Annotated in this window: 21 protein-coding genes; 12 read left to right on the forward strand and 9 right to left on the reverse strand. The window is 66.7% G+C overall.

Annotated features, from left to right (window positions below; all coding sequences use genetic code 11):
- Nucleotides 1–45: 45 nt before the first annotated feature.
- A complete protein-coding gene (locus ACYU98_RS01275) occupies nt 46–1,251 on the forward strand; it encodes a winged helix-turn-helix domain-containing protein (protein ID WP_460466363.1) in 1,206 nt (401 codons plus the stop codon).
- A 58-nt stretch (nt 1,252–1,309) separates the two neighbouring features.
- Nucleotides 1,310–2,524 (forward strand): MFS transporter, encoded by a 1,215-nt coding sequence (locus ACYU98_RS01280; protein ID WP_460466364.1) that lies wholly within the window; start codon nt 1,310–1,312, stop codon nt 2,522–2,524.
- Nucleotides 2,525–2,533: 9 nt separating this feature from the next.
- Here the strand turns inward: ACYU98_RS01280 and ACYU98_RS01285 are convergent, their stop codons facing one another.
- Nucleotides 2,534–3,076, reverse strand: coding sequence for a CGNR zinc finger domain-containing protein (locus ACYU98_RS01285; protein WP_460466365.1), 543 nt, complete (start codon nt 3,074–3,076; stop codon nt 2,534–2,536).
- Between the two features lie 39 nt (nt 3,077–3,115).
- Here ACYU98_RS01285 and ACYU98_RS01290 point away from each other — a divergent pair, with 39 nt between their 5' ends.
- The gene (locus ACYU98_RS01290) at nt 3,116–4,078 is read left to right on the forward strand and encodes a DMT family transporter (protein WP_460466366.1); all 963 of its coding nucleotides are present in this window, start codon (nt 3,116–3,118) and stop codon (nt 4,076–4,078) included.
- 24 nt (nt 4,079–4,102) lie between these two features.
- Nucleotides 4,103–4,585 (forward strand): glutathione peroxidase, encoded by a 483-nt coding sequence (locus ACYU98_RS01295; RefSeq protein ID WP_460466367.1) that lies wholly within the window; start codon nt 4,103–4,105, stop codon nt 4,583–4,585.
- Nucleotides 4,586–4,592: 7 nt separating this feature from the next.
- Here the strand turns inward: ACYU98_RS01295 and ACYU98_RS01300 are convergent, their stop codons facing one another.
- Nucleotides 4,593–6,266, reverse strand: coding sequence for a GNAT family N-acetyltransferase (locus ACYU98_RS01300; protein WP_460466368.1), 1,674 nt, complete (start codon nt 6,264–6,266; stop codon nt 4,593–4,595).
- 138 nt (nt 6,267–6,404) lie between these two features.
- Between ACYU98_RS01300 and secA the strand changes: the two genes are divergently transcribed.
- On the forward strand, nt 6,405–9,125 hold the full coding sequence (secA, locus tag ACYU98_RS01305; RefSeq protein ID WP_460466369.1) for a preprotein translocase subunit SecA: 2,721 nt from the start codon (nt 6,405–6,407) through the stop codon (nt 9,123–9,125).
- A 55-nt stretch (nt 9,126–9,180) separates the two neighbouring features.
- On the opposite strand, the gene ACYU98_RS01310 is transcribed toward secA, so the two are convergent.
- Genes ACYU98_RS01310 through ACYU98_RS01325 form a run of 4 tightly spaced genes read right to left on the reverse strand, consistent with a single transcriptional unit; the run spans nt 9,181 to nt 12,271 of the window.
- The gene (locus ACYU98_RS01310; protein WP_460466370.1) at nt 9,181–10,407 is read right to left on the reverse strand and encodes an MFS transporter; all 1,227 of its coding nucleotides are present in this window, start codon (nt 10,405–10,407) and stop codon (nt 9,181–9,183) included.
- Nucleotides 10,404–11,015 carry an ArsR/SmtB family transcription factor gene (locus ACYU98_RS01315; RefSeq protein WP_460466371.1) on the reverse strand — a complete coding sequence of 204 codons (612 nt, stop codon included), beginning with the start codon at nt 11,013–11,015 and terminating at the stop codon, nt 10,404–10,406. Before ACYU98_RS01315 ends, ACYU98_RS01310 begins: the two co-directional genes overlap by 4 nt.
- A gap of 48 nt (nt 11,016–11,063) precedes the next feature.
- On the reverse strand, nt 11,064–11,549 hold the full coding sequence (locus ACYU98_RS01320; protein WP_460466372.1) for an Rv3235 family protein: 486 nt from the start codon (nt 11,547–11,549) through the stop codon (nt 11,064–11,066).
- Complete coding sequence (locus ACYU98_RS01325; protein WP_460466373.1) at nt 11,546–12,271, reverse strand: LysM peptidoglycan-binding domain-containing protein; 726 nt, start codon at nt 12,269–12,271, stop codon at nt 11,546–11,548. The genes ACYU98_RS01320 and ACYU98_RS01325 overlap by 4 nt, the downstream gene beginning before the upstream one ends.
- An 86-nt stretch (nt 12,272–12,357) precedes the next feature.
- Between ACYU98_RS01325 and ACYU98_RS01330 the strand changes: the two genes are divergently transcribed.
- Nucleotides 12,358–12,903, forward strand: coding sequence for a hypothetical protein (locus ACYU98_RS01330; RefSeq protein WP_460466374.1), 546 nt, complete (start codon nt 12,358–12,360; stop codon nt 12,901–12,903).
- A gap of 59 nt (nt 12,904–12,962) precedes the next feature.
- On the opposite strand, the gene ACYU98_RS01335 is transcribed toward ACYU98_RS01330, so the two are convergent.
- Nucleotides 12,963–13,199, reverse strand: coding sequence for a helix-turn-helix domain-containing protein (locus tag ACYU98_RS01335; protein ID WP_460466375.1), 237 nt, complete (start codon nt 13,197–13,199; stop codon nt 12,963–12,965).
- A gap of 168 nt (nt 13,200–13,367) precedes the next feature.
- Here ACYU98_RS01335 and ACYU98_RS01340 point away from each other — a divergent pair, with 168 nt between their 5' ends.
- The 5 genes from ACYU98_RS01340 to pruA all read left to right on the forward strand — a co-directional run bounded on the left by ACYU98_RS01340 (nt 13,368) and on the right by pruA (nt 18,882).
- Nucleotides 13,368–14,051, forward strand: coding sequence for a hypothetical protein (locus ACYU98_RS01340; protein WP_460466376.1), 684 nt, complete (start codon nt 13,368–13,370; stop codon nt 14,049–14,051).
- On the forward strand, nt 14,051–15,325 hold the full coding sequence (locus ACYU98_RS01345; RefSeq protein WP_460466377.1) for an AAA family ATPase: 1,275 nt from the start codon (nt 14,051–14,053) through the stop codon (nt 15,323–15,325). The genes ACYU98_RS01340 and ACYU98_RS01345 overlap by 1 nt, the downstream gene beginning before the upstream one ends.
- A 13-nt stretch (nt 15,326–15,338) precedes the next feature.
- Nucleotides 15,339–16,757 carry a WS/DGAT/MGAT family O-acyltransferase gene (locus ACYU98_RS01350; protein ID WP_460466378.1) on the forward strand — a complete coding sequence of 473 codons (1,419 nt, stop codon included), beginning with the start codon at nt 15,339–15,341 and terminating at the stop codon, nt 16,755–16,757.
- Nucleotides 16,758–16,767: 10 nt separating this feature from the next.
- Nucleotides 16,768–17,187 carry a DUF6912 family protein gene (locus ACYU98_RS01355; RefSeq protein WP_460466379.1) on the forward strand — a complete coding sequence of 140 codons (420 nt, stop codon included), beginning with the start codon at nt 16,768–16,770 and terminating at the stop codon, nt 17,185–17,187.
- 66 nt (nt 17,188–17,253) lie between these two features.
- Nucleotides 17,254–18,882, forward strand: a complete 1,629-nt coding sequence (gene pruA, locus ACYU98_RS01360; protein WP_460466380.1) for an L-glutamate gamma-semialdehyde dehydrogenase — start codon at nt 17,254–17,256, stop codon at nt 18,880–18,882.
- Nucleotides 18,883–18,907: 25 nt separating this feature from the next.
- Here the strand turns inward: pruA and ACYU98_RS01365 are convergent, their stop codons facing one another.
- Nucleotides 18,908–19,405 (reverse strand): DUF2505 domain-containing protein, encoded by a 498-nt coding sequence (locus ACYU98_RS01365; protein WP_460466381.1) that lies wholly within the window; start codon nt 19,403–19,405, stop codon nt 18,908–18,910.
- A complete protein-coding gene (locus ACYU98_RS01370; RefSeq protein ID WP_460466382.1) occupies nt 19,402–19,941 on the reverse strand; it encodes a hypothetical protein in 540 nt (179 codons plus the stop codon). Before ACYU98_RS01370 ends, ACYU98_RS01365 begins: the two co-directional genes overlap by 4 nt.
- A gap of 147 nt (nt 19,942–20,088) precedes the next feature.
- Here ACYU98_RS01370 and ACYU98_RS01375 point away from each other — a divergent pair, with 147 nt between their 5' ends.
- Nucleotides 20,089–24,936 (forward strand): NAD-glutamate dehydrogenase, encoded by a 4,848-nt coding sequence (locus ACYU98_RS01375; protein ID WP_460466383.1) that lies wholly within the window; start codon nt 20,089–20,091, stop codon nt 24,934–24,936.
- Nucleotides 24,937–24,946: the final 10 nt, after the last annotated feature.

The following is a 24,946-nucleotide window of genomic DNA, read 5'->3' on the forward strand; positions in this document are numbered from 1 at the left end:
GCTCCGGTGTGGTTGTCACCGGTCGGCCGTACGCTGCTGAGCACCATGGAAGTCCACACTCCGACGGAGACCCTCAGCAAGGCGCAGGCGCGTCGAATCGCGGTGGCTGCTCAAGGTTTCCACGACCCACGGCCGGCGCCCTCAGAGGCGACAACTCGTCATGTCCAGCGGGTCATCGACCGCGTTGGGATCGTCCAGATCGACAGCGTCAACGTGCTCGCGCGCAGCCAATACCTGCCGTTTTTCTCCCGGCTCGGCCCCTACGACACCACGCTGTTGGATCGTGCGCGTGACGTGGCTCCCCGCCGGGTGGTCGAATACTGGGCCCACGAGGCGAGCCTCATTCCGCCGACGACCTGGCCGCATCTCGACTTCCGGATGCGCCGCGCCGACGCCGATTCCTGGGGTGGAATGCAGCGGGTCGCCGCTGAGCATCCAGAGCTGGTGGCCTCCGTCGAGGCAGAGGTCCTGCGGCAAGGTCCGTTGACCGCTCGTGAGGTGGAGGCGCGGCTCGAACACGACGTTCCACGACTGAAGGACAACTGGGGATGGAACTGGAGCCTGGTCAAGAGCGCGCTCGAACATCTCTTTTGGGCCGGCCGGATCACCAGCGCGGGGCGCACCTCCCAGTTTGAACGCCGCTATGCCTCGGTCGAACGCACCTTCCCGGTGGCTGCCCGGGCGGCGGCCGTTCCCGCCGCCCGCCCATCGGCGCAGGAATCGTTCGTCGAGTTGATCCGGATCGCCGCGCGAGCCCACGGCATCGGCAGTGAACTGTGTCTACGCGACTACTTCAGATTGAAGGGGGCTCAAGCTCGTCCGGCGATCGATCAATTGGTGGCCGACGGCGAACTGCGGCCTGTGGAGGTGCGCGGCTGGAAGCGACCCGTCTATCTGCATGCCGAGGCGAAGCGGCCGCGACGCAGCGAAGCCGAAGCGTTGCTGAGTCCCTTCGACTCGCTGGTGTGGCAGCGCGAACGCGCCCACGAGCTCTTCGATTTCCACTACCGCATCGAGATCTACACCCCCGCCGAGCAGCGGATCCACGGCTACTACGTCCTGCCGTTCCTGCATCGCGGCGAGTTGGTCGGACGGGTCGATCTCAAAGCGGACCGTGGCCAGAGCGCGTTGCGCGCCCTGCGCATCGGATGGGAGCCGTCGACGCCCGCGAGCGCCCGCGAAGCGTTGGTGGCCAACCTGCGATCGATGGCCGACTGGCTGGAATTGAGCGACGTGGTTCTGCCTGCTTGAAGTATAGATAGTGTAGCTATACAGTAGTCGGGTCCTCTTGAAAGGAGCCCTGACTGCTGTGTGGCGTCAACCGAAATCGGTCTGGGCCGTCGCGTTTGCCTCGGTCATTGCGTTCATGGGTATCGGGCTGGTCGACCCGATCCTGAAATCCATCGCTGCCGACCTGCGAGCAACTCCGTCACAGGTGTCGTTGCTTTTCACCAGTTACATGGCCGTCACGGCGGTGGCGATGCTCATTACCGGATGGGTGGGTAGCCGCTTTGGCGCCAAGCGCACGCTGCTGATTGGGCTGGTGGTGATCATCGTCGGCTCGGGCGCCGCCGGAATGATGAACTCCATCGGGGGAGTGGTCGGTTTTCGCGCGGTCTGGGGCCTGGGGAACGCGCTGTTCGTGGCCACCGCCTTGTCGGCGATCGTCGGGTCCGCCAGCGGTTCGATCGCCGAAGCGATCATCCTTTACGAAGCCGCCCTCGGGGTTGGCATTGCGACCGGGCCGTTGATCGGTGGCCAACTCGGCGCCATCTCCTGGCGCGGCCCGTTCTTCGGCGTCGCAGTCCTGATGGTCATCGCGGTCATCGTCGTGGCCGTGTTGCTGCCCGAGACGCCGCCTTCGGGGAAGTCCAGTTCGGTGCTCGAGCCGTTGCGCGCATTGCGTCACCGCGCGCTGTTGCGCGTCGCCCTCACCTCGCTGCTCTACAACTTCGGCTTCTTCACGCTCCTGGCGTTCACCCCGTTCCCGCTGGAGATGACCGCGACTCAGGTCGGCTTCGTCTTCTTCGGCTGGGGTGTGTTGCTCGCGTTGTCCTCGGTCTTCGTGGCGCCATGGGTGCAGCGACGGATCGGAACGGTCACAGCCACCTGCACGGCGCTCGCCGGATTCGCGGTGGTACTCGCCGTCATGGCCGTGTTCACCGACCATCGCTTCGTCCTGGCTGGTTGTGTGGTCGTCGCCGGTTTCTTCCTCGGCATCAACAACACGCTGGTCACCGAGCTGGTGATGAAGGCGGCGCCGGTCGAGCGTCCGGTGGCGTCGGCTGCGTACAGCTTCGTGCGTTTCGGTGGCGGCGCGATCGCGCCCTACCTGGCCAGCAAGGTCGGTGAACACAATGTGCACCTTCCGTTCTGGATCGGTGCCGTGGCGGTCATCCTTGGTGGGCTGTTGCTCGTCTCGGGTCGAGCCGATTACGCCCACGTCGACCGTGAGGCCGGCCATGGCGCGCCCCGGCGCGGCTCTGTCGAAGAAGCCGAATTGGTCACCATCGGCGACGAGTGACCCGACGGCTCAGGTGGCCGCCTTCCGCTGACGTTCGCGGTAGGCGGCCACTGCCGTGCCATTGCTGCAGCTGGGGGAGCAGAAGATCTTCGATCGGTTGCGCGTGAGGTCCAGCACGATCCCGTCGCAGTCCTCCGCTGCGCACACCAGCAGACGACTCAACTCGTCGGCCCGAATCAAGTCGGTCACCGCCATTGCGGTCTCGGCAAGGATTCGAACGTGCAGGTCCGCGTTGTCATCGACGATGTGCAGATGCCAGTCGAGGTCGTCGTGGCGACGCAACCGCGGGCTGGTGGTGATGTCGGCGAGGATCTCGTTCACCAGATCTGCGGCCTCGTCACGTTGCGCGGTGAGCAGCGCGCGCAGCCGCGGACGCGCCTGCCGTACGCCGTCGAGGTCCGCGTTCGTTCGCGGCGGTCGACCCGTGTAGCCCTCGGCGCGATAGAACTCCCGCAACTGCTCGAGCGAGCTCATCGTGTCGGGGTCGGATGCCGAATTGACCAGCACCACGGCGGCCCGCAGGGCGGGCTCGGTGTCATGAGCAAAGCGCATGTTGACACCTTACCGAGGATCGCCCTAGCGTCATGTGTCATGGCTGCTGTGACTCATGACGCGCGGGTTGCGAACCCGGCCCGGGCGGGCCTGCTTTTTGCCCTGATCTCGGCCGCGTCGTTCGGCATGTCTGGCAGCCTCGCGCGGGGACTGCTCGATACCGGCTGGTCGCCGGCCGCCGCCGTACTGCTGCGGATCACCGTGGCGTCGGTGGTGTTGACGGTGCCCTCGGCGATCGCGTTGCACGGCCGGTGGGGGCTGCTGCGCGACAACGCCGGTCTGGTCGTTGCCTATGGCGTCGTCGCGGTGGCGGGTTGCCAGGTCACCTATTTCTACGCCGTACGAACCATGCCGGTCGCGATGGCGCTGCTCGTCGAATATGTCGCACCGATCGTGGTCGTCGGCTACCTCTGGGTTCGTCACGGGCAACGCCCCAGCGCCCTCACCACCGGCGGTGCGCTCGTCGCGATCGTGGGGTTGGTGCTGGTGCTGGACCTTGTGTCCGGCGCGTCGGCAGACGTCGTCGGGATGCTGTGGGCGCTGGGGGCAATGGTTGGGGCCGCGACCTACTTCGTGCTGGGCGCGAAGGAATCGACTCTGCCGCCGCTGGTCTTGGCCGGTGGGGGTCTGTGGGTGGGGTCGATTGGTCTAGCGATCACCTGCCTGCTGGGCCTGACCCCGTTTTCGACGTCGGGTTCCGCGGTCGCCTTTGAGGGCATGACCACCCCGTGGTGGGTCGTTGTTCTCACTCTCGGCGTCGTCACTGCGGCGCTGGCTTACGTCAGCGGAATTGCCGCTTCGCGGGCGCTTGGTTCGCGAGTGTCGAGTTTCGTTGCGCTGCTCGAGGTTCTCTTCTCGCTTGCTTACGCCCGCCTGTTGTTGGGCCAGCAGCCCGGTTGGGTGCAGCTGGCCGGCGGCCTGCTCATCCTCGCCGGTGTGGTTCTGGTCAAGATCGGCGAGCCGGTGGCCGAGCTCGAGCCGGCAGTGCCTGACCCGACCTGATCGGACGGGGCTAGCGTGGCTGACATGACAACCATTGCGGACTTCGACGCGACCACCATCGACGGGTCACCCGTGGACCTCGGCTCTTACCTCGGTGACGTTGTCCTGGTCGTCAACACCGCCAGCAAGTGCGGTTTCACCCCGCAATACGAAGGCTTGGAGCAGCTGCACCAACAGTTCAGTGAGCGTGGCCTGGCGGTCATCGGATTCCCGTGCGACCAGTTCGGTCATCAAGAGCCGGGCGACGAGCAGGAGATCGCCACCTTCTGCAGCACCGCCTACAACGTCACCTTCCCGATGATGGCCAAGGTCGAGGTGAACGGCGCGAATGCCCACCCGCTTTACGCCTGGCTGCGCGCCAGCAAGAGTGGCCTCCTCGGCGGCCGGATCAAGTGGAACTTCACCAAGTTCCTGATCGGTCGCGATGGTCAGGTGATCGCCCGCTATGCGCCGACGACCAAGCCCGAAGAGCTAGTCGCCGATATCGAGGCCGCCCTGAAGGGCTGAGCCGGAGTTACTCCCGGTCGAGCAACTCGAAGTGGGCGCCATCGGTGACCGACCCGTCGGCGTTGGTGTAGGCGGCATGGTCGGTGCCCCATTGCTCGAAGCCCAGCCGCCGCAGGATGCGCTGGGAGGCGATATTCGCCAGGTCGGTCTCCGCATGTAGCCGCGTCAGCCCCATGGCACCTTTGGCATGCTCGACCACCGCGGCCGCCGCCTCGGCCGCAATCCCGCGGCCCCGCGCGGACTGCCACAACCAATAACCCAGCTCGGCGTTTCCGGCCGTGCCATCGCCGATCGAGAACAGTGCGACATTCCCCAGCACGTCGCCCGTCGCTCGATCGGTGATGCACCAGCTGAGTTGGTTGCCCCGGTCTGAGGCCTGCTCACGGCGGCGCAGCGAGGCCGGAAAAGTTGCTGCAGTGGGTAATTCGTTCGACATGAAGCGCCGCGCGTCGGGATCGGTGACCTGGTCGGGGCGCGGGGTGTCGGCTGGACCCCAGGCGCGCAGCAGCAGCCGTTCGGTGCATAGTTCGGGCACCTCGAGCGGAGTGACGCGTTGACCGTCTCGGTCATCGCTGGCGAGCAACTCGAACGACTCGGCGTCGTGGCCGTGGTCGCTGTCGTAGCCCAGCACCTCACGCTCAGAGCCCCAGAACCGGAAGCCCGCTCGCAGCAGGGTGCGCCGAGAGGCCCGGTTGCGACTGTCGATGCCGGCCTGCAGCCGGCGCAGGCCCAGACCGGTGATGCCCGCCAGATCAGTGCGAGGGGCGAAGGCATGCGGAATCGCCAGGTCGAGGGCCTCCTGGATGAGGCCGCGACCGCGCGCGGCCGGTAACAGCCAATACGCGACCGCGCCGCTGCCACGGATGAACTCCTCGTTGAGCTGACCGATCTGCAGGTGGCCGAGCGCACCGTCGGTTTCCCGGTCGGCGATGCACCAGTGCACGGCACGGCCAGCAGCTATGTCTTCACGCCGGTCGAGCAGCCAGTCCGCAAAGGTCGCGGCGGTCGGCAGGTCCTGCGCGGTCATCCTGACGTCGCTGGCCGGCCCTGCCTCGATCTGGTCGTCGTCGCGCCAAGCGCGTAGCACCACCCGCTCGCCGCTCAGCCCCGCCGGTTCCCACCACGGATGTCGCGGAGAGCGCGGCTCCTCGGCATGTACGTGACCGAACCAGAGCCCATCAAGGTGCTCACCCAAGGTGTCGTGGTGCATCGCCGGAACCCACCCGTCCAACGCGAATCCGGCCGACCAGGCCACCCGCCAAGAGGCGAAGTTGCCGCGGGCAGCGCGCCAGGTGACGGTCTTCGCGCCAAGTTCTGCGAACGCGTAGTCACAAACCAACGCTGCTGCCCGGCCGACGATGCCGCGGCCTCGGACCTCCGGCGTCGCGGAGAAACCAACCTCGTAGCTGCCGGGCCCCCGTGGGTGCAGGTTGATACCCCCGGCGAATCGCCCGTCGACCTCGATCGCCCACACCGGGTGAGCCGGGTCATCGGCCCAGTGAGCGCGGGTTCGCTGTAGAAATTCGCCGGCCTGCTGGGGCCCGTACGGGTGGGGGAGCGGGACCCAGCGCATGGCTCGCGGATCGTTCGCGAAGGCGATGAGTCCGGCGGCGTCGTCTGCGCGGTGGGCGCGCAGCCGTACGAGACCGTCGGTGAGCAGCGGAATCTGGGCAGCCTGCATACTGCCAACCAATCAGAGCCAGCGCCGAAGCGCGACTCAATAACGAGCGGGAACCCTGGCCGCCCGAGGGCCGTTGGTCTGCCGGCCCACGCTGGGCGTCTAGTCTTGATGGGTCTGTCCACTACGGAGGAGCAAGAAGTGCCGAAGGTTGTCGAGAAGGTCCTGCGGGCCGGAGAAGGTCGCACCGTCAAGCGACTGCAGGGCCTCGCGACGCAGGTCAACCTGCTGGAGGACGACTTCAAGGGCCTCACCGACGCAGAACTGCGCGAAGAGACCGACAAGTTCAGGAAGCGACTGGCCGACGGGGAAACCCTTGACGACCTGCTGCCGGAGGCGTTCGCCGCCGTCCGGGAGGCGAGCGTCCGCACGATTGGCAAGCGACACTTCGACGTGCAGCTGATGGGTGGAGCGGCGCTCCACCTCGGCAACGTCGCCGAGATGCGCACCGGTGAGGGAAAGACCCTGGTCGCGACTCTGCCGTCCTACCTGAATGCGTTGAGCGGCAAGGGAGTCCACGTCGTCACGACGAACGACTACCTCGCCGAATACCAGTCCGAACTGATGGGTCGTGTCCACCGACTGCTGGGCCTGGAGACCGGCTGCATCCTGTCGTCGATGACGCCCGATCAGCGCCGGGCCGAGTATCTGAAGGACATCACCTACGGCACCAACAACGAGTTCGGCTTCGACTACCTGCGCGACAACATGGCGTGGTCGACCGACGAACTGGTGCAGCGCGGCCACAGCTTTGCGATCGTCGATGAGGTCGACTCGATCCTGATCGATGAGGCCCGCACCCCGCTGATCATCAGCGGTCCGGCCGACGGTGCCACCCGCTGGTACGTCGAGTTCTCCAAGATCGTCGAGCACCTCGACTGCGCGCCGAACAAGGCCGGCGAGAACCAGCCGGGCGACGGTGACTACGAGATCGACGAGAAGAAGAAGACCGTCGGCATCATGGAGTCGGGGATCGAAAAGGTCGAGGATCTCCTCGGCATCGAGAACCTCTACGAAGCCTCGAACACCCCCTTGATCGGCTACCTGAACAACGCCATCAAGGCCAAGGAGCTGTTCAAGAAGGACAAGGACTACGTCGTCGCGAACGGCGAGATCCTGATCGTCGACGAACACACCGGCCGCATGCTGGCCGGTCGCCGCTACAACGAGGGCATGCACCAAGCGATCGAGGCCAAGGAGGGTGTGGAGATCCAGAACGAGAACCAGACCATGGCCACGGTCACCTTGCAGAACTACTTCCGGATGTACGACAAGCTCTCCGGCATGACCGGAACGGCCCAGACCGAGGCCGCCGAGCTGCACCAGATCTACAAACTGGGCGTCGTCACCATCCCGACGAACAAGCCGATGATCCGCAAGGACCAGCAGGACCTGATCTACCGCACCGAGGAAGCCAAGTTCAAAGCGGTCGTCGACGACATCGTCGAGCGACACAAGGAGGGCCAGCCGGTCCTGGTCGGCACCACCTCGGTCGTGAAGTCGGAATACCTTTCGGAGCAGTTGCGCCGTAAGGGTGTCCCGCATGAGGTGCTGAACGCGAAGTTCCACGAGCAGGAGGCGAACATCATCGCCCAGGCGGGCCGCAAGGGCGCCGTCACTGTTGCCACCAACATGGCCGGTCGAGGCACCGACATCATGCTCGGTGGAAACCCCGAACACATCGCGGTGTCGGCGCTCAAGCGCAAGGGTCTCGACCCGGTCGAGACCCCTGAGGAATACGAAGCCGCATGGGATGAGGCGCTGGCCAAGGCCGAGAAGTCGGTCGAGGCGCAGCATGCCGAGGTGCTCGAACTGGGTGGCCTCTACGTTCTGGGCACCGAACGTCACGAGTCGCGCCGTATCGACAACCAGCTGCGCGGTCGCGCCGGCCGTCAGGGTGACCCGGGCGAGAGTCGGTTCTACCTGTCGCTGCAGGACGACCTGATGCGGTTGTTCAACGCGGCCCTGGTCGACCGGTTCATGCAGAGCGCCCGGATCGAAGACGAAGTTCCGATCGAATCCAAGATGGTCAGCCGGTCGATCGCCTCCGCGCAGACCAGCGTCGAGGCGCAGAACTTCGAGATCCGCAAGAACGTGCTGAAGTACGACGACGTTCTCAACCGCCAGCGCGAGACGATCTACGACGAGCGCCGCAAGGTGCTTGAGGGCACCGAAGACCTCGAGCCCCAGGTCCGTCGGTTCATCAACGACGTCGTCGACGCCTACGTCGACGGTGCCACGGCTGCCGGATTCTCCGACGACTGGGATCTCGACCAGCTCTGGAGCGCGTTGAAGGAGCTCTACCCGATCACGTTGACGATCCAGGAGATCGAGGACGAAGTGGGTGGCCGTGGCGGCCTGACCGCCGACGTCCTTTCCGAGGAGATTCGTTCCGACGCCCAGCACGCCTACGACGCGCGCGAGCAGGCCTGGGGCGAGGAGGTCACCCGTGAGGTTGAGCGGCGCGTGGTGTTGTCGGTGCTGGACAGCAAGTGGCGCGAGCACCTCTATGAGATGGACTATCTCAAGGAGGGCATCGGCCTGCGCCAGTTCGCCCAGCGCGACCCGCTGGTCGAGTATCAGCGGGAGGGCTACCAGCTCTTCTCGGCGATGAATGACGGCATCAAGGAGGAAGCGGTGCAGAACCTCTTCCATGTCGATGTCGACCCGAACGAGGTCAAGGCGAATCTGCCCCAGCGTTCGAGCGAGAAGATGACGTTGACCGCGCCCGGCGAAGATGGCCAAGCCCACTCTCACGCCGTCGACGAAGAGGGTCGGATGCTCGACGAGGACGGCGGCCTGCCGCGCGCGGAGCGCCGAGCCCGGGCGAAGGCCAAGAAGAAGCAGAAGACCAAGAAGTGACGTGAGCGCCCGGCAGGTCCGGGTTCAGATCAACGACGAAGTCCGCGTGAGCAATTCACGCGGACTTCGGCGTTGCAGCTGCCAGGGGACGACTGCTGAAACCGCGGAAGCCGTGATGGACCAGGGGCAGCAGGGTCACCGCGAAGTAGGCAACGCCGACCACCCAGAGCGCACTCCGCACGCCTCCGGTGTTGATCAGCTGGCCGCCGAGCAGGCCACCGAACGGGATCAGCGACCAGCACAGCGCTGTATTGAGGGTGCTCACCCGGCCCAGGAGATGGTCCGGGATTCGTTCGAAGACCACCGCCGACAGGATCGGGTTGATGAACCCGGAAGCGAACCCGCCGATCACCAGGACGCCCAGAACGATGGGCAGGCCAGCGCCACTGCCCAGCGCGGCGAAGCGGGGGAGCCCGGCGAACAGGAAAGCCACCAGATAGACCGGCAGGCGCGGTAGTCGCTCGCCGGTCAGCGCGGCGATGATGGCCCCGCCGACCGACGCGGCCGACCAGACGGCGAACAGCAGCCCGACGGTGCCGACCGAATGGCCGGTCTCGCGCGCCCAGACCGGCAGCAACACCGCGGAGTAGGCCTGATCGAGCAGGTTGGTGAGGGCGACCATCGTCGAGATCCCGACCAACACCGCGTCCGTACGCAGGAAACGCCAACCGCCGCGCAAGGCTGCTGCGTACGGCTCGTGCGTGGTGGCGGGTTCAGCAGCCGGGACCGTACGCGCGACCAGTAGGGCCGAGAGCGCGAGCGCGACAGCATCCAGCGCAAGGGCTGGGGCGGCGCCGATGGCCGCGATCAGGGCGCCGGCGAACGCGGCGCCGAGGCTGCTGCCAAGTCGTTCGACGGTGCCGAGCACACCGGTGACACGTTCGAGTGGCAGGCCACCATCGCGGGCTACCGCCGGGACCAATGCCGATTTCGCGCCGTCGGCCGGGCCTCGTACGGTGCCGACGAGCGCGGCGATGAACGAGATCAGTGGAAGCCCGAGGTGACCCGTGGCGTGGACCAAGGGGATGGCGCCGATCAGCGGCACGCTCATCGAATCGCACCACACCGCAACGCGTTTCGCGCCGATTCGATCGATGATTGGTCCGCCGAGCGCCTTCCCGACGACATAGGGAAGCATCTCGACGAAGCCGGCCGCGCCGGTCCAGGTGGCCGATCCGGTGAGGGTGAGCACCAACCAGGGCACCGCGATCTGGGCCAGCCGGGAACCGGTCACCGAGCATGCCTCGGCAATCACGAGTCCGACGAACGGGCGGCGGCTCATCTATCGGCTCCGGGAGCGGTGATCGCTCCGGGTGCCGGGAAGGCGTGGAGGTGGAACACGATCGGCGCGAGGTCGTCGGGCTCGCCGTCGGGTTGGTTGTGTTCTTGGTCGGCGAACTCGACCATCGCCTCATCCAGCACTCGGTGCAGGCGTTCGGAGACCTCGTCGGCCTGAGCCGGGGTCAGCGTGATGCGCCAGTCGCTCGCGTCGAGCGTGTCTTGCCAGGCGAGGGGGAGGTCGGCCCGTTCGGCCACCGACTCATCGACGTGGCCCTGCATCGCCGCAACAACCGTGTTGTGGTAGCCGCGCAGGGCCGCGAGTGCCGCGGGATCTTGGACCCCTGCGCTGGAGGTGTAGGTGCGGTCGTGGGAGGCCTTCCACCAGCGGTCGCGGCCATCGCCACGATCGCGGTCGTCCTCGATCAACCCGGCCTGGGCGAGTTGCCGCAGGTGATACGACGTGGCGCCACTGTTCAGCCCGAGCCGGGTGGCCAGGCCGGTTGCGGTCGCCGGACCATCGCTGCGCAGCAGACCGATGATGCGAAGTCGGACCGGATGGCCAAGGGCGCGCAACTGAGCGACGTCGGGCCGCAATTGGTGGTCGGTCATGGCACCAGGGTAGACCGCAAAGAAACATTTGCAAAGAAGTGTTTGCAATCATGCCATTTCCAGCAGGGTCACCCGCCAGCGACCATCGCATCCGTTGAGGCGCATCGCGATCGCGTGCACCCGGCCCCGATCCTGCACGACCGCTGACACCTCGGCCACGCCGTCGGCCGGCTCGCAGACTCGGATGCGGAGCACCCTGCTGGGATGGGCTCGGCTGGCGCCGCGACGGGCAGCAGTGGCATGGGCGCGCCGGATTCGTTCGCGCATCTCCAGGCCGAAGCAGGCCTCGATCTGGTTCGGCGGCCGCAGGCCACTCCACACCTCCAGGAAGCCGAGCAGCATTCGATGCGACCACTGCGCCGGATCGGGGAGGGCGGCAGTGGGCGTCCCCTGTGGTCCGAATTCCGGATCCTCGGTTCGGCAACGGAAGTCCACCGCCAGGGCGCTTTGGCCCACCAGGCGCAGATGGCTTGGGCGAGTCGCGATGGGCGGCAGCAAGATGGGGGCCGGCTCGACGGCGGGGATGGCGCTCATGACGCGCCCCCGGCGGCCGGGACGCTCAACACTTGACCCACCAGCAGCAGATTCGGGTCGGCGCCGATCACCGCGCGGTTCGTGGCATGCCAGGTGGGGATGGCGACGGCGATCGTCTCGGGGTCGGCCCCTGGTCCGAGGTGGCGGGCAACGATCGACCAGAGCGTGTCGCCCCGGCGTACGACGACTGTCGCCGGCTCGTCGGAGTCTCGCGTGCAAGACATCATCAGGGGGTCGCGATCGGCCGGCCGGACTGCCGGTGGCTTGGCCGGTAACCAGTCGGGACTCGGTTGTGCGCAGTTGGCAGGCTGCTGGGCTGGTAGCGGAATCGGTGCCATCGGTCCCATCAGCGGGTCGACGGGTGCGGGCAAGACTCGAACAGCCGCGACCGGCGCCGCGCTGGTGGTCGCCTGGGCCGATCCGTTCATCGTCCATCCGGCAACGACCAGCAGCAGTGCGACGAGGCGCCCCGTCATTTGCGACGCAGGAGCCTGGCGACGCTCTTCGCGCAGATGGTGGGCGGCGCTCGCACAGGTGGCGACGGCCCAGATGAGGGTTACGACCAACGCCCACCGCAGCGCGGTCACCCAGACTCCGGTCGGCCCGTCTGTTGGCAGGGGCAAGGGCACCCGCGCCAGAACGATCAGCACCACGGCCGTTCCGGCCGTCAACAGCCGGGCGAGGCTGCGCGCCCGTCGGCGGAGTATGTCGTGAGAGGTCATAAAGCGACACTAAACGTCATCACGGAGCAGAAACGGGGATTAACAGGATCGAATTTTGGCGGATGTGGCGGGATACCCTTCCCGCCATGCGCTGGGATGACCTGTTCGCCGACCTTGAGGCCCAACTTCAAGAGGCCGCCCGTGGCGAACGGGCCGCGGAAATCGCCGAGTTGGTGCGCTCCGAACGGGCGGGGATCGGCTGGGTCGACCGATTGGCGTCCGGTTTGGGGAAGTCGGTGGTGTTGCACACCAAGGCCGGTCAGGTAACCGGCCAACTCACGGACGTCGGGCGTGACTGGGTCGCGGTGGAGGAATCTGGGCGGGGCGCCGCGGTGTTGCCCACCGCCGCGATCCGCGGCGTCAGCGACCTGCCGCGCCGGGTTGATGCCGGTGGCGGGATCACCCGATCGTTCGGCCTCGGAGTCGCCCTGCGCGGCATCTCTCGCGACCGCAGCGTCGTCGCAGTTCACGACGTTGACGCCGGAGTGTGGATCGGCACGATTGACCTGGTGGGCGCTGATCACCTGGACGTGGCGTTGCATCCTGCCGACGCCGTACGCCGGACGGCTGTGGTGACCAGTCGGCAGACGATCCCGTGGGCGTCGATCGCGGTCGTTCGCCGCATCTCCTGACCGTTAATGGGCAGGAATCGCGCTGCAGCGCAGTCAGATTCGGCTCAGTCAGATTCGGCTCAGTCAGATTCGGTGAGGGTGCCGGACTCCACACGCGTTCGGGTGTCCGCGTAGGCGCGATCGATGTAGGACTCCAGCTCGGCCGCTTCGATACGCCACGACTTGCCGACTTTGATCGCCGGGAGTTCACCGCTGTTGATCAGTGCGTAGACCTGCCGGGCCGAAACGTTGAGGGTTTCGGCGACATCGGTGATCTGCAGAAAGCGGGTCGGCACGGCGTTCCTCTCGGTGTTCACGGGTGTCGGTGGTGAGCCGGCGCGGGGGGTGACGCGTCCATTGTGACTCATGCGACGGCAGGGACGACTTGGCGAACTCTTTACCTGTGCATTTCCCCGTACGCCGTGGAACTGCACTCATCATGTGCGCGGGAGTTTCGGCCGCGGGCCGGGCATGGGAGGAACAACATGGCAGAACGACGAACCGACAAGGACGAACCCAGCGGCAACCGCGTGGCAAACCGGATGCGACGGCCGTCGTGGCGAGACGGGCGGCTGGTGGCCGGCGTCATCATGGTGTTGGTCGCGATGCTCGCCGGAGCGCTGACGCTGGCCCACTTCGACGATTCGGTGCAAGTTGTTCGCGCCAAACACGTCCTATTGCCAGGCGACACCGTGGGGGTCAACGACGTCGAGGTCGTCAAGGTGCGACTCGACACCGGACGACAGGCTTACTTCGTCGGTGCGGCGCGCCCCGGCGGAACCGTGCTGCGCGAGGTGCGTGCGGGCGAACTGCTGCCGCGCAGTGCCGTCGGCTCCGTGGCTTCGGTTGGTGTGCGTTCGATCGCGCTGCCGGTCGGCGGATCGGGAGCCGCCGCCCTCGTACGAGGTTCGGTCGTCGACGTATGGATCGCCGCCAAGACCCCGGGCAGCACAGCAACGGACGACTTCCGGCCACCCAGCCGGGAGGTCGAGCGGGCGATGGTGCAACGGGTCCCAGGTGACCGCTCCGGCCTCAGCGTTTCCGCCGGTGGCGACCAAGTGTCGGTGCTGGTCCCAGAGAGCAAAGTGGCGTCGCTGATTGCCGCCATGAACGGTGGATCGCGGATCACCCTGGTGCCGGCCGCCGGGTCGCCGATGAAGGGTGACTGATGACGATCGCGGTGATCACCGGTGTCACAGCGGCGGCTGAGGCCCGACTGGCGGCGTTGCTCGGCGGGTCCGTCGAGTTGAGTCTGGTGCGTCGTTGCGTCGACCTGGCGGAGGTCGTTGCCGTCTGCGCGGCCGGTCATGCCGACGTTGCGCTTGTCTCTGCTGACCTGCCCGGCCTGGATCGCTCGAGCATCCAGGACGTACGTCGGCATGGTGTCGCCCTCCTCGGTGTCCACTCCGATGAAGCGGGGGAGCGGCGACTGCGCGAATGGGGTGTGTCCGATGTCCTGCTCGATTCGGTAGCGGGCGAGGAATTGGTGGCCGCGGTGGTGCGCGCCGCTTCGTCGGCTCCAGCAGCATTGGCCCAACCGGTCGATTCGACGCCTGGTCTGCGGGAGCCGGGGGACGACCAAGACCAGAACACGGCGGACGATCGCGGCCGGATCATTGCTATTTGGGGAACAGGTGGCGCTCCCGGACGCTCGGTCGTCGCAGCCAACCTGGCTGCCCTGCTGGCCGCGGGCGGCGACGATACGCTGCTGCTCGATGCCGACACGTACGGTGCGAGCCAAGCCCAATTGTTCGGCGTGCTCGACGAGGCGCCGGGAGTGGCTGCCGCGACGCGGCTGGCCGAAGCGGGTCGCCTCGACACAATTTCCTTCGCCGGGGTCGCGCCGCTGGTCTCCCCGCATTTGCGGATCCTGACCGGCCTGCCGCGCGCCGACCGCTGGCCGGAGCTGAGAGCGGCGGCGCTGGAGAACGTGTTGTCGACCGCGCGGGCCCTGCACCGCCACATCGTGGTGGACCTCGCGCCCCCGATCGAGACCGACGAGGAACTGTCCTACGACACCCTCGCCCCGCAACGCAACATGGCCACCCGAACCGTGGTGGAGCAAGCCGACGCGGTCGTCGTCGTGGCCGCCGCGGACCCGATCGGACTCACCCGGCTGGTGCGCAGTTTGGAGGACTTGCCGGGGATGACCTCAGTGGAGCCGACGATCGTGGTGACCAAAGTCGGGCGTGCAGCGTCCGGCCGAGGCGCCGAATCCGCCGTACGCGATGCGCTGGCTCGGTTTGCCGGGGTCGACCCGCTGCTGGTCCCGGACGACCGTGACGCCCTGGGCGCTGCCCTGCTGGAGGGGCGCACCCTGCACGAACACGCGCCTGGGTCAGTGGCGTTGCGCGCGATCGCAACGCTGGCCCGTCAGCTCGGTGGAAGGCCACCGGCGCAGACCGGTATCCGGCGCTCAGGGCGATGGCAGCGCACCGGGTGAGAGACTGGCGCGCGTGGCCGACCGATTGAGTTCCCTCGACGCGTCCTTCCTATATCTGGAGGACGCCACCACGCCGATGCACGTCGGGTCGGTGATGGTGTTCGAGCCGCCCGAGGGCGGTTTCGACTACGACAACCTGCTGAAGCTCGTCGCGAACCGTATTGCGTTCGTGCCCCGCTATCGGCAGCGGGTCCAGCTGGCTCCGGTGCGGATCAGCAACCCGCTCTGGGTCGACGACCAGAACTTCGACATCACCTATCACGTGCGGCGGTCCGCCCTGCCGAAGCCGGGAACCCCCGCTCAGTTGGAGGAGTTCGTCGGCCGGATCCAGTCCCGCGCCCTCGATCGCGACCGTCCACTCTGGGAGCTCTACCTGGTCGAGGGTCTGAGCGGCGGCAACTTCGCGATCGTCACCAAAACCCATGAAGCGCTGGTCGACGGGGTCAACGCCATCGACATCGGTCAGGTGATCGTCGACCTGGGGGCCGGGCGCGAAGACGAGATTCCCCACACCTGGAAGCCGCGACCCGCGCCCACCGCGCTGGAACTTCTCGCCGACAATGTCCTGACGCTCGTACGCCGGCCGGGACAGGTCGTGCGCGACACCGCCAAGGTGGTCACGAACGTCGATGATTTGGGTCGACGGGTGGTCACCGGAGCCGTCGACGTGGTCGGCACCCTCGCGCGCAGCGCCGCCCGGCCGGCGCCGGACAGCCCGCTACGCGCCCATGTCGGGGCCTACCGGCGCTACGTGATGCTCGAAACCGACCTCGCCGCGTATCAACGGGTCCGCAACAACGTGACCCGCGGCAACAGCAACGAACACGTCACCGTCCACGACGTCGTCCTCGCCGCGATCACCGGCGGCCTGCGCGCCTGGTTGCTGGCCAGGGGAGAAGCCGTCGACACCGGCGCGACCGTGCGCGCGATGGTCCCCGTCAGCATCCACCGCGACGCCGCAGCCGGTTCGTCCGCCGAGCAGGAGCAGGTGACTGCTTGTTTCGTCGACCTCCCGGTCGGGGAACCCAATGCGCGGATGCGCCTGCATCAGGTCGCCTACTCGATGCAGCAGCAGGTCGATTCGCGTTCGGCGGTGTCGGCGCGGTCGCTCAGTAGCCTGGCTGGCTTCGCTCCGGCGACCATCCACTCCCTGGGCGCCCGGTTGGGCGGCGCGATGTCGCGTCGGATGTTCAACCTGGTGATCACCAACGTTCCCGGCCCGCAGCATGACCTCTATGCCGCCGACGCGAAGATGACCGAGTCCTACCCGGTCATCCCGCTGGCGAAGCGGCAGGCTCTGGCGATCGGGCTGACGTCGTACAACGGTCGGATGTTCTTCGGTCTGACCGCCGACCGCGATGCGATGTCCGACGTTGAGATGCTCGGCCAATGCATCGTCGAGGCCGTCAATGAACTCGTCGCGGACAGCTGAGGAGATCACCATGACCACCGAACGGATCTACCTGCCGTTGGACGACGCGGCCCTCGCCGCGCTGGCCAGTGACCGGCAGCTGCCGAGTCCGCCCTTGGGAGCGTTCGCGGTGACCGAGGCGGTGCGTGCCGCCGTCGGTGGTGACGACGTCGAGGTGCACGAGTTCGCGGCCTGCCAGGAGGCGGCCGCCTACGCCATCGGTCATGGCGTGCTCGTGGTGGGTGCCGCGGATCTGGCCACCGCGGCCGTGCTGGCCGACACCGGTGATGCCCAAGTCGAGATTCGCGGGCCCCTTCCGTTAGCTCGATTCGCCAGTTTTCACCTGATCGATCTGGCTGCGTACGAGTCGGAACCCGATGCGGAGATCGAGTTGAGTTGGTTCGACGCGACAGAACTGAACCTGCTGCGTGGCCTGCTGAGCGCGCACTGACGTTCGGCTCTGCGACGATGGTGGACACGACCTCTGTCCATCCGCACCCACAAGGAGCCCCCTTTCATGGACGCAGTGACCACCACGCCCACCCCGATCAACGAGACGGTGCTCGACTATGCGCCGGGTAGCCCGGAGCGAGCCAGGATCGAGGTCGCGCTCGCTGAGCTGGCCGCCGACCAGGTGGACCTGCCCCACACCATTGGTGGAAAGCGCGTGATGGGCGGTGGCCGCGCGATCGCGGTGCGTCAACCGCACGCCCACCGCAAGGTTCTGGGCACTCTCAAGAATGCAACGGTGGCCGACGCGCAGGCAGCGGTGCAGGCGGCGAAGGATGCCGCTCCCGGGTGGCGCGATCTCAGCTTCGACGACCGTGGAGCGATCCTGCTGAAGGCGGCCGATCTGCTGGCCGGACCGTGGCGGGCGCGCATCAACGCGGCCACCATGCTGGGGCAGAGCAAGACCGCCTACCAAGCCGAGATCGACGCCTCCTGCGAACTGATCGACTTCTGGCGCTTCAACGTTCACTACGCCCGCCAAATCCTGGCTGATCAGCCCCCAGCGAACTCCCGTGGCGTCTGGAACCGCACCGATCACCGCCCGCTCGAGGGGTTCGTCTACGCGATCACCCCGTTCAACTTCACTGCCATCGCCGGCAACCTGCCGACCGCCCCGGCGCTGATGGGCAACACCGTGGTGTGGAAGCCCTCGCCGACTCAGCAGCGAGCCGCTCAGCTGACCATGGAGTTGCTCGAGGAGGCAGGTCTGCCGCCGGGCGTCATCAACCTGGTCACCGGCGACGGCCTCAACATGTCCAAGGTCGCACTCGCCGACCGCGATCTGGCCGGCATCCACTTCACCGGTTCAACCCCGACCTTCCAGCACCTCTGGCAGGAGGTCGGCGCGAACCTGCCGAACTACCGCACCTACCCGCGGCTGGTGGGGGAGACCGGTGGCAAGGACTTCATCCTGGCTCACCCCTCGGCCGACCCGGACGTCCTGCGTACCGCGATGATCCGCGGCGCGTTCGAGTTCCAAGGGCAGAAGTGTTCCGCGGCCTCACGCGCGTACGTTCCGGCGAGCCTCTGGAAGAAGATCAAGGCAGATCTGGTGTCGATCACCGACGGCCTGCCGATGGGCGACGTCACCGATCTGTCGAACTTCATGGGTGCGGTGATCGACGACCGGGCCTTCGCCAAACACAAGGATGCGATCGACCGGGCCCACGCCGACAGCGGCATTGAGGTGCTAGCCGGCGGAACCTACGACGACTCGGTCGGCTACTTCGTGCGCCCGACCGTCCTAGAGGTCACCGACCCGGCCCACGAGGTGTTCTCGACCGAATACTTCGGCCCGATCCTGGCCGTCCACGTCTACCCGGACCGGTCGTACGACAAGGTCTTGGACCAGTTGGAGTCGGTGGCGCCCTACGCGCTGACCGGATCGATCCTCGCCACCGACCGTCGGGTCATCGCCGATGCGAGTCACCGGCTGCGGTTCGCGGCCGGCAACTTCTACATCAACGACAAGCCCACCGGCGCGGTGGTCGGCCAACAGCCCTTCGGCGGTGGGCGGGCCAGTGGCACCAACGACAAGGCGGGCGCGCCGCAGAATCTGATGCGCTGGACCAGTGCACGGTCGATCAAGGAAACGTTCGTTCCCCCGACCGAACACGCTTACCCGCACATGGGGTGAATGCGGGGTGAGCGCGTGGTGAGCCTCAGTGGGAGGCGATCCACTTCCGGCTGACCGCTTCCTCGTTCGAGAGCGCCTGCTTGAACGAGGGAGCGGCGGCTTCTTCGATCTTGCGTCCGATGATCGGGATGCCGCCCTTCAGGTCGCCGGCCATGGCGATGCGCGCTTCGTCTGCCGAAACCGGCGCGAGGGTGATGGTGCCGCTCATGGAGGCGGGGGTGCCTCGGACGACGACCTTGAGGGCGGCCGAGCGGCTGCCGTCGTCGGCGCGAGCACCCCACTGCTGCGTCTCGACGACGGTGATCGTCGAACCGACCATGGCCCGGATGTTCTCCGGGAAGGCATCGGTGGGAAGCAGTCGGCGGATAGTGATGTCGGCGCCGGAGTCGGTCGGGGTGACCTCGATCGACCCACCGTCGGTCGAGGTCGCGTCGGTCTTGAGCTGCTGGTATTCCGGATCACTGAGCATGGCGAACACCGTGTCGGCGTCGGCGGGGAGGGTCCAGTCGCGGTCGATCTTCATCCGCGCAGCGTAGCGATGAGCCGGCGCTGCAGCACGCGTTCTGCTCGCGCGACCTTCGCCGCTCGGACGTCCTTGGCCGCGCCGCCGACGTCACCGCGCCCTGGCAGCACAGCGCGTAGTTCCTCGACGTGCACTTGAAGCAGCTCGGAGATGGAGCGCACTACATCGGCGAGCGCCTGGCCGGTGGGACGCAACGTGTCGTCGCTGACCTGGTCGACCACGCTCTGCAGCAACTCTCCGCAGCGGCGCAGGTCGAGACTCGCGCCAGCTAGTTCGGTGGTCACGTAAGCGCCGGCGTTGAGCGGGCGGAACGTGGTGGGGACGGTGTCCATGCCGGCAGCCAGCGCTAGATGTGGTGGTGTTCCACCGATCAGCGCGTCATGCCAAGCCAGCAGCCCGTCCGCGACATGTTCGACCGCCATGGCGAGGGTTCGGGTGGTGGTGTCAGTCACCGTTTCCGCGTGGACGGCCAGCATCGTCGGCACGATCGACACCAACCGGCGGCGGACGTCGTCGTGCAACGGGGGCGCGGGCATGAGGGACAGGTTACGACGAGCCGGAGCTCTGGTCGGTGTTCGCACAGGACGAGGTCGGATGGAGGCGCTCCGGGCCGGGCGCTACAGTCAGAAATGGCGCACAACGACGTGCGTCATACCGACGCACCCACGAGGTTCTTCGAAGTCATGTCTGGTCAACTCCGGAACGACATCCTGCGCGAGAGCGCTGCCCGAGCCGAGGCGTCGAGGGGGTGTCCCGAGTGGTTCTTCGATCGCTATTACAAACACCTCGCCGACGACGACCTGGCCGAGATGGGCCCGGACAATCTGCGCGGAATCCTGTTGTCCCACCAGGATCTTGCCAAAGTCCGCCCGCAGGGCACCGCCAACATCCAGTTGCTTCACCCGCGCGGGGAGAACGGCTGGTCCTGCAGCTATCCGGTGTTGCAGATCGTCGCCGAGGACATGCCGTTCCTGGTCGACTCGATCACCGCCGAACTGGCCAGGCGCGGGCGCCGGGTTCACCTGATCGTCCACCCGCAGATTTGGGTTCGCCGCGATGCCGCCGGCGAGTTGGTCGAGGTTCTCGACATCGAAGAGCAGCGCGCCGACGATCCTGCCGCGATGGATGCCATCGCCGAATCGTGGATGCACCTGCAGATCGACCTGGGCGTCGACGCCGGTGAAGACGACGAACTGGTCGCCGCCCTGCACGAAGTGCTCGACGACGTCCGCGACGCCGTCGGCGACTGGGAACGGATGCGCGGCCGCTGCGAGGCCGTGATCGCCGACCTCGAAGCGTCGCCCCCGGCGACCGTTCCACGCGGCATCATCGAGCGAACCCAAGGTTTTTTGCGCTGGCTCGCCGACGAACACTTCACCTTCCTGGGCTATCGCGAATACACGCTCGACGTCGTCGATGGCGAGGATGTGTTGCGGCCGGTCGCCGGGTCGGGTCTGGGCATCCTGCGCTATGACACTCCGGAGTCGCAGTCGTTCAGTCGGCTGACCCCGCAGGCACGTCGTACAGCGCGTGAACCGCACCTGCTGACCATCACCAAGGCGAACTCGCGCGCGACCGTCCACCGCACCGCCTACCTGGACTACATCGGAATCCGGGTGTTCGACGACCAAGGCAAGGTCATCGGTGAACGCCGGTTCCTCGGCTTGTTCTCCTCGACTGCCTATGTCGAGTCCGTACGCCGGGTGCCCCTCCTGCGCGAACGTGCGGCGGCTGTGCTCGCCGACTCCGGCTTCGCGCCGGACAGCCACTCCGGCAAAGACCTGCTGCAGGTGCTGGAGACCTACCCACGGGACGAGCTGTTCCAGATCCGCACCAACGAATTGAAGTCGGTCGTGACGACGGTGATGCGGGTGCAGGAGCGCCGCACCCCGTACGTCCTGCACCGCGACGACGAATACGGCCGCTTCGCCAGCTTCATGGTGTACATCCCGCGCGACCGCTACACCACGCGGGCGCGGTTGGCCATGGCGGCGATCCTGGAGCGGGCCTACAACTCCGACTCGGTCGAATACGCCACCAACGTCACCGATGCTGAGCTGGCCCGGATTCACTTCGTCGTGCGCGTGATGCCCGGCACCGAACTGTCATTGATCGACCAGGACAAGCTCGGTCGTGACCTCCTTCAGTCGACACAGACGTGGTCGGAGCAGTTGGGCCAGTTCTCCCGTGACGAGGACGGATCCGACGCGTCCGCGCGTGTCATGAGCCTCTACGCGGATGCGTTCCCGGAGGCCTACAAGGAGGACTTCGGCGCGCGTCAGGGAGTGGCCGACCTGCGCCACATCGAGGCGCTCGCCGGCGCTGATGACACGCGTTTGACGCTCTACCGCGAACCGAACGCTGACCCGAAGGAGCGCCGGTTCAAGCTGTTCCGCCGGTCGGCTGTGGTCCTGACCGATGTGATGCCCATCTTCACCGACCTGGGCGTTCAGGTCACCGACGAGCGGCCCTACTCGATGCATCGCGCCGACGGCGAACTCATCCACATCTACGACTTCGGGCTCCGGGCCCCCGACGCGGCGTGGTGGGGTCAGGGTGACGAGGCCGCTGAGATCCGCGAACGTTTCCAGGAGGCCTTCGGCGCCGTCTGGGCAGGCGAGGCAGAGAGCGATGGTCTGGGCGCGCTGGTGCTACGCGCCGGACTGACCACTCGCGAGTTGACGATCTTGCGCGCCATCTCGCGTTATCAGCGTCAGGTCGGATTGCCGTTCAGCCAGGAATACGTCGAACAGGCGCTGACGGCGAACGTCGGAATCACCCGGTTGTTGGTCGAACTTTTCCAGGCCCGCCACGACCCGGCCCGCGCCGGTGACCGCGCGGCCGAGCAGGAGTCGATCCACGCCCAGATCGACGAGGCGCTGGGCGACGTTGCCAGCCTCGACCAGGACCGCATCCTGCGAGCCTTCCGGGGCACCATCCGAGCGACCTTGCGCAGCAACGCTTATCAGCGGGACGACAAGGGCGGCTATCGCCCGGTGCTCAGCCTGAAGATCGATTGCGCGAGCGTCCCCGGCATGCCCCACCCGCGACCGAAGTTCGAGATCTGGGTCTACAGCCCGCAGGTCGAGGGCGTCCACTTGCGGTTCGGCAAGGTTGCCCGTGGTGGGCTGCGCTGGAGTGATCGCCGGGAGGACTTCCGAACCGAGGTGCTCGGCCTCGTGAAGGCCCAGATGGTCAAGAACGCAGTGATCGTTCCGACCGGGTCCAAGGGCGGCTTCTTCGCCAAGCAATTGCCGGATGCGGCCGTCGATCGTGATGCCTGGTTCGAGGCCGGCAAGGCTGCCTACCGGTTGTTCATCGCTGGCTTGTTGGACCTCACCGACAACCTGGTCGACGGCGACGTGGTGCCGCCGCGCGATGTCGTACGACATGACGAGGACGACACCTACCTGGTGGTCGCGGCCGACAAGGGCACCGCATCGTTCTCCGATATCGCCAATGGGGTAGCCCAGTCCTACGGCTTCTGGCTTGACGACGCCTTCGCATCGGGTGGCTCGGCCGGCTACGACCACAAGGGCATGGGCATCACCGCGCGTGGTGCCTGGGAGTCGGTCAAGCGGCACTTCCGCGAGATGGGTCACGACGTCCAGACGCAGGACTTCACGGTGGTCGGCGTCGGCGACATGAGTGGCGACGTCTTCGGCAACGGCATGCTGTTGTCGGAACACATCCGTTTGATGGCGGCGTTCGACCACCGTCACATCTTCCTCGACCCGTCTCCCGACGCGGCGAAGTCCTACGTCGAGCGCCGCCGACTGTTCGACCTGCCGCGGTCGTCGTGGGCCGACTACGACACCTCGCTGATCTCCCAAGGCGGCGGGGTTTACCCGCGCACCGCGAAGTCAGTGCCGATCACCCCGCAGGTGCGGGCCGCTCTCGGACTGGCCGACGACGTCACCGCATTGGCGCCGAACGAGTTGATCCACGCGGTGCTCCTGGCTCCGGTCGACCTCTTCTGGAACGGCGGGATCGGCACCTACATCAAGGCCAGCCAGGAATCGAACGCCCAGATCGGCGACCGCGCCAACGACTCGATCCGGATCAACGGCAGCGAGGTCCGCTGCAAGGTGATCGGTGAGGGCGGAAACCTCGGCGCCAGCCAGTTGGGTCGCATCGAGGCGGCCCAACAGGGGGTGCGGGTCAACACCGACGCGATCGACAACTCGGCCGGTGTCGACACCTCCGACCACGAGGTCAACATCAAGATTTTGTTGACCGATCTGATGCGCCGCGGCCGGTTCGATCTAGCCGAACGCAACGAGATCCTCGCCTCGATGACCGACGAGGTCGGTCAGCAGGTGCTGCGCGACAACTACGAACAGAACACACTCTTGGGGAACGCCCGGGCGCAGAACGGGCTGATGGCTTCGGTCCATGAGCGGCTCATCAAATGGTTGGAGGGGCGCCACGAACTCGACCGCGCCCTGGAGTTCCTGCCGTCCGACGAGGAGTTGGGTCGCCGGATCCACGCCGGTGAGGGCCTCACCTCGCCGGAGCTCAGTGTGCTGGTCGCCTACGCGAAGCTGGCCCTGAAGAACGACCTCGGCGCGAGCGAACTGACCGCAGATCCTTGGTTTGACCGCACCTTGGGCGACTACTTCCCGCAACGCATCCGGGATGGCTTCAGCGCCGATTTGGCCGGCCACCCGCTGCGGTCGGAGATCATCATCAACTCGGTCGTCAACTCGATGATCAACCGCGGCGGCATTACCTTCGCTTTCCGGTTGCTCGAGGAGACCGGAGCATCACCTGAGCGGATCGGGCGGGCCTATGTGATCGCGCGCGAGGTGTTCGACCTGCGCGGATTCGTCAGCAGCGTGGAGAACCTGGACAACCAGGTGACAACGTCGGCGCAAACCGCGCTTTACCTCGAGTTCCGCCGGTTGATCGATCGAGTCACCCGCTGGCTCCTGAACAACCGCCCGTCCGGTCTCGACATCGGTGCTGAAATCGAGCGCTTCCGGCCGGTCGTTGAACAGCTGTCCGCCTCGGTGCCGGATCTGCTGCGCGGCAGTGAGCGTGAGCGGTGGGAGCGAAACCGGGACCGTCTGGTCGCGACCGGGATCAGCGAGGAGCTGGCGGGCCGGTCTGCCGGTCTGCTCGATACCTTCTCGTTGCTGGATGTGGCCGAGCTTGCGGCGTCCACCGGTGAGGAACCGGCGGCGGTGGCCACGACCTACTTCGCGGTCTCCGAACGGATCGGTATCGACGCGATGCTGGGCGCGGTGAGCGGGCTGCCTCGCGAAGACCGGTGGGATTCCCTGGCTCGTGGCGCGATGCGAGACGACCTCTACGTCGTCCTCGAATCGTTCACCGCGGCGGTGCTGTCTGCGACGTCATCGGAGGCTGAGCCGCTGGAGCGGGTCGCGTCCTGGGAAGCGGCGAACCCCGACTCGATCGGCCGGGTGCTGAAGTCGCTGGAGGGTGTGCGCGGACTCAAGCAAGCCGGTCTGGCGCCACTTTCGGTGGCGTTGCGCAGTCTGCGTGGTGCTATTCGCAGCTCGAACTGACCGGCGGCTC

It is taken from the genome of Calidifontibacter terrae, assembly GCF_054778835.1.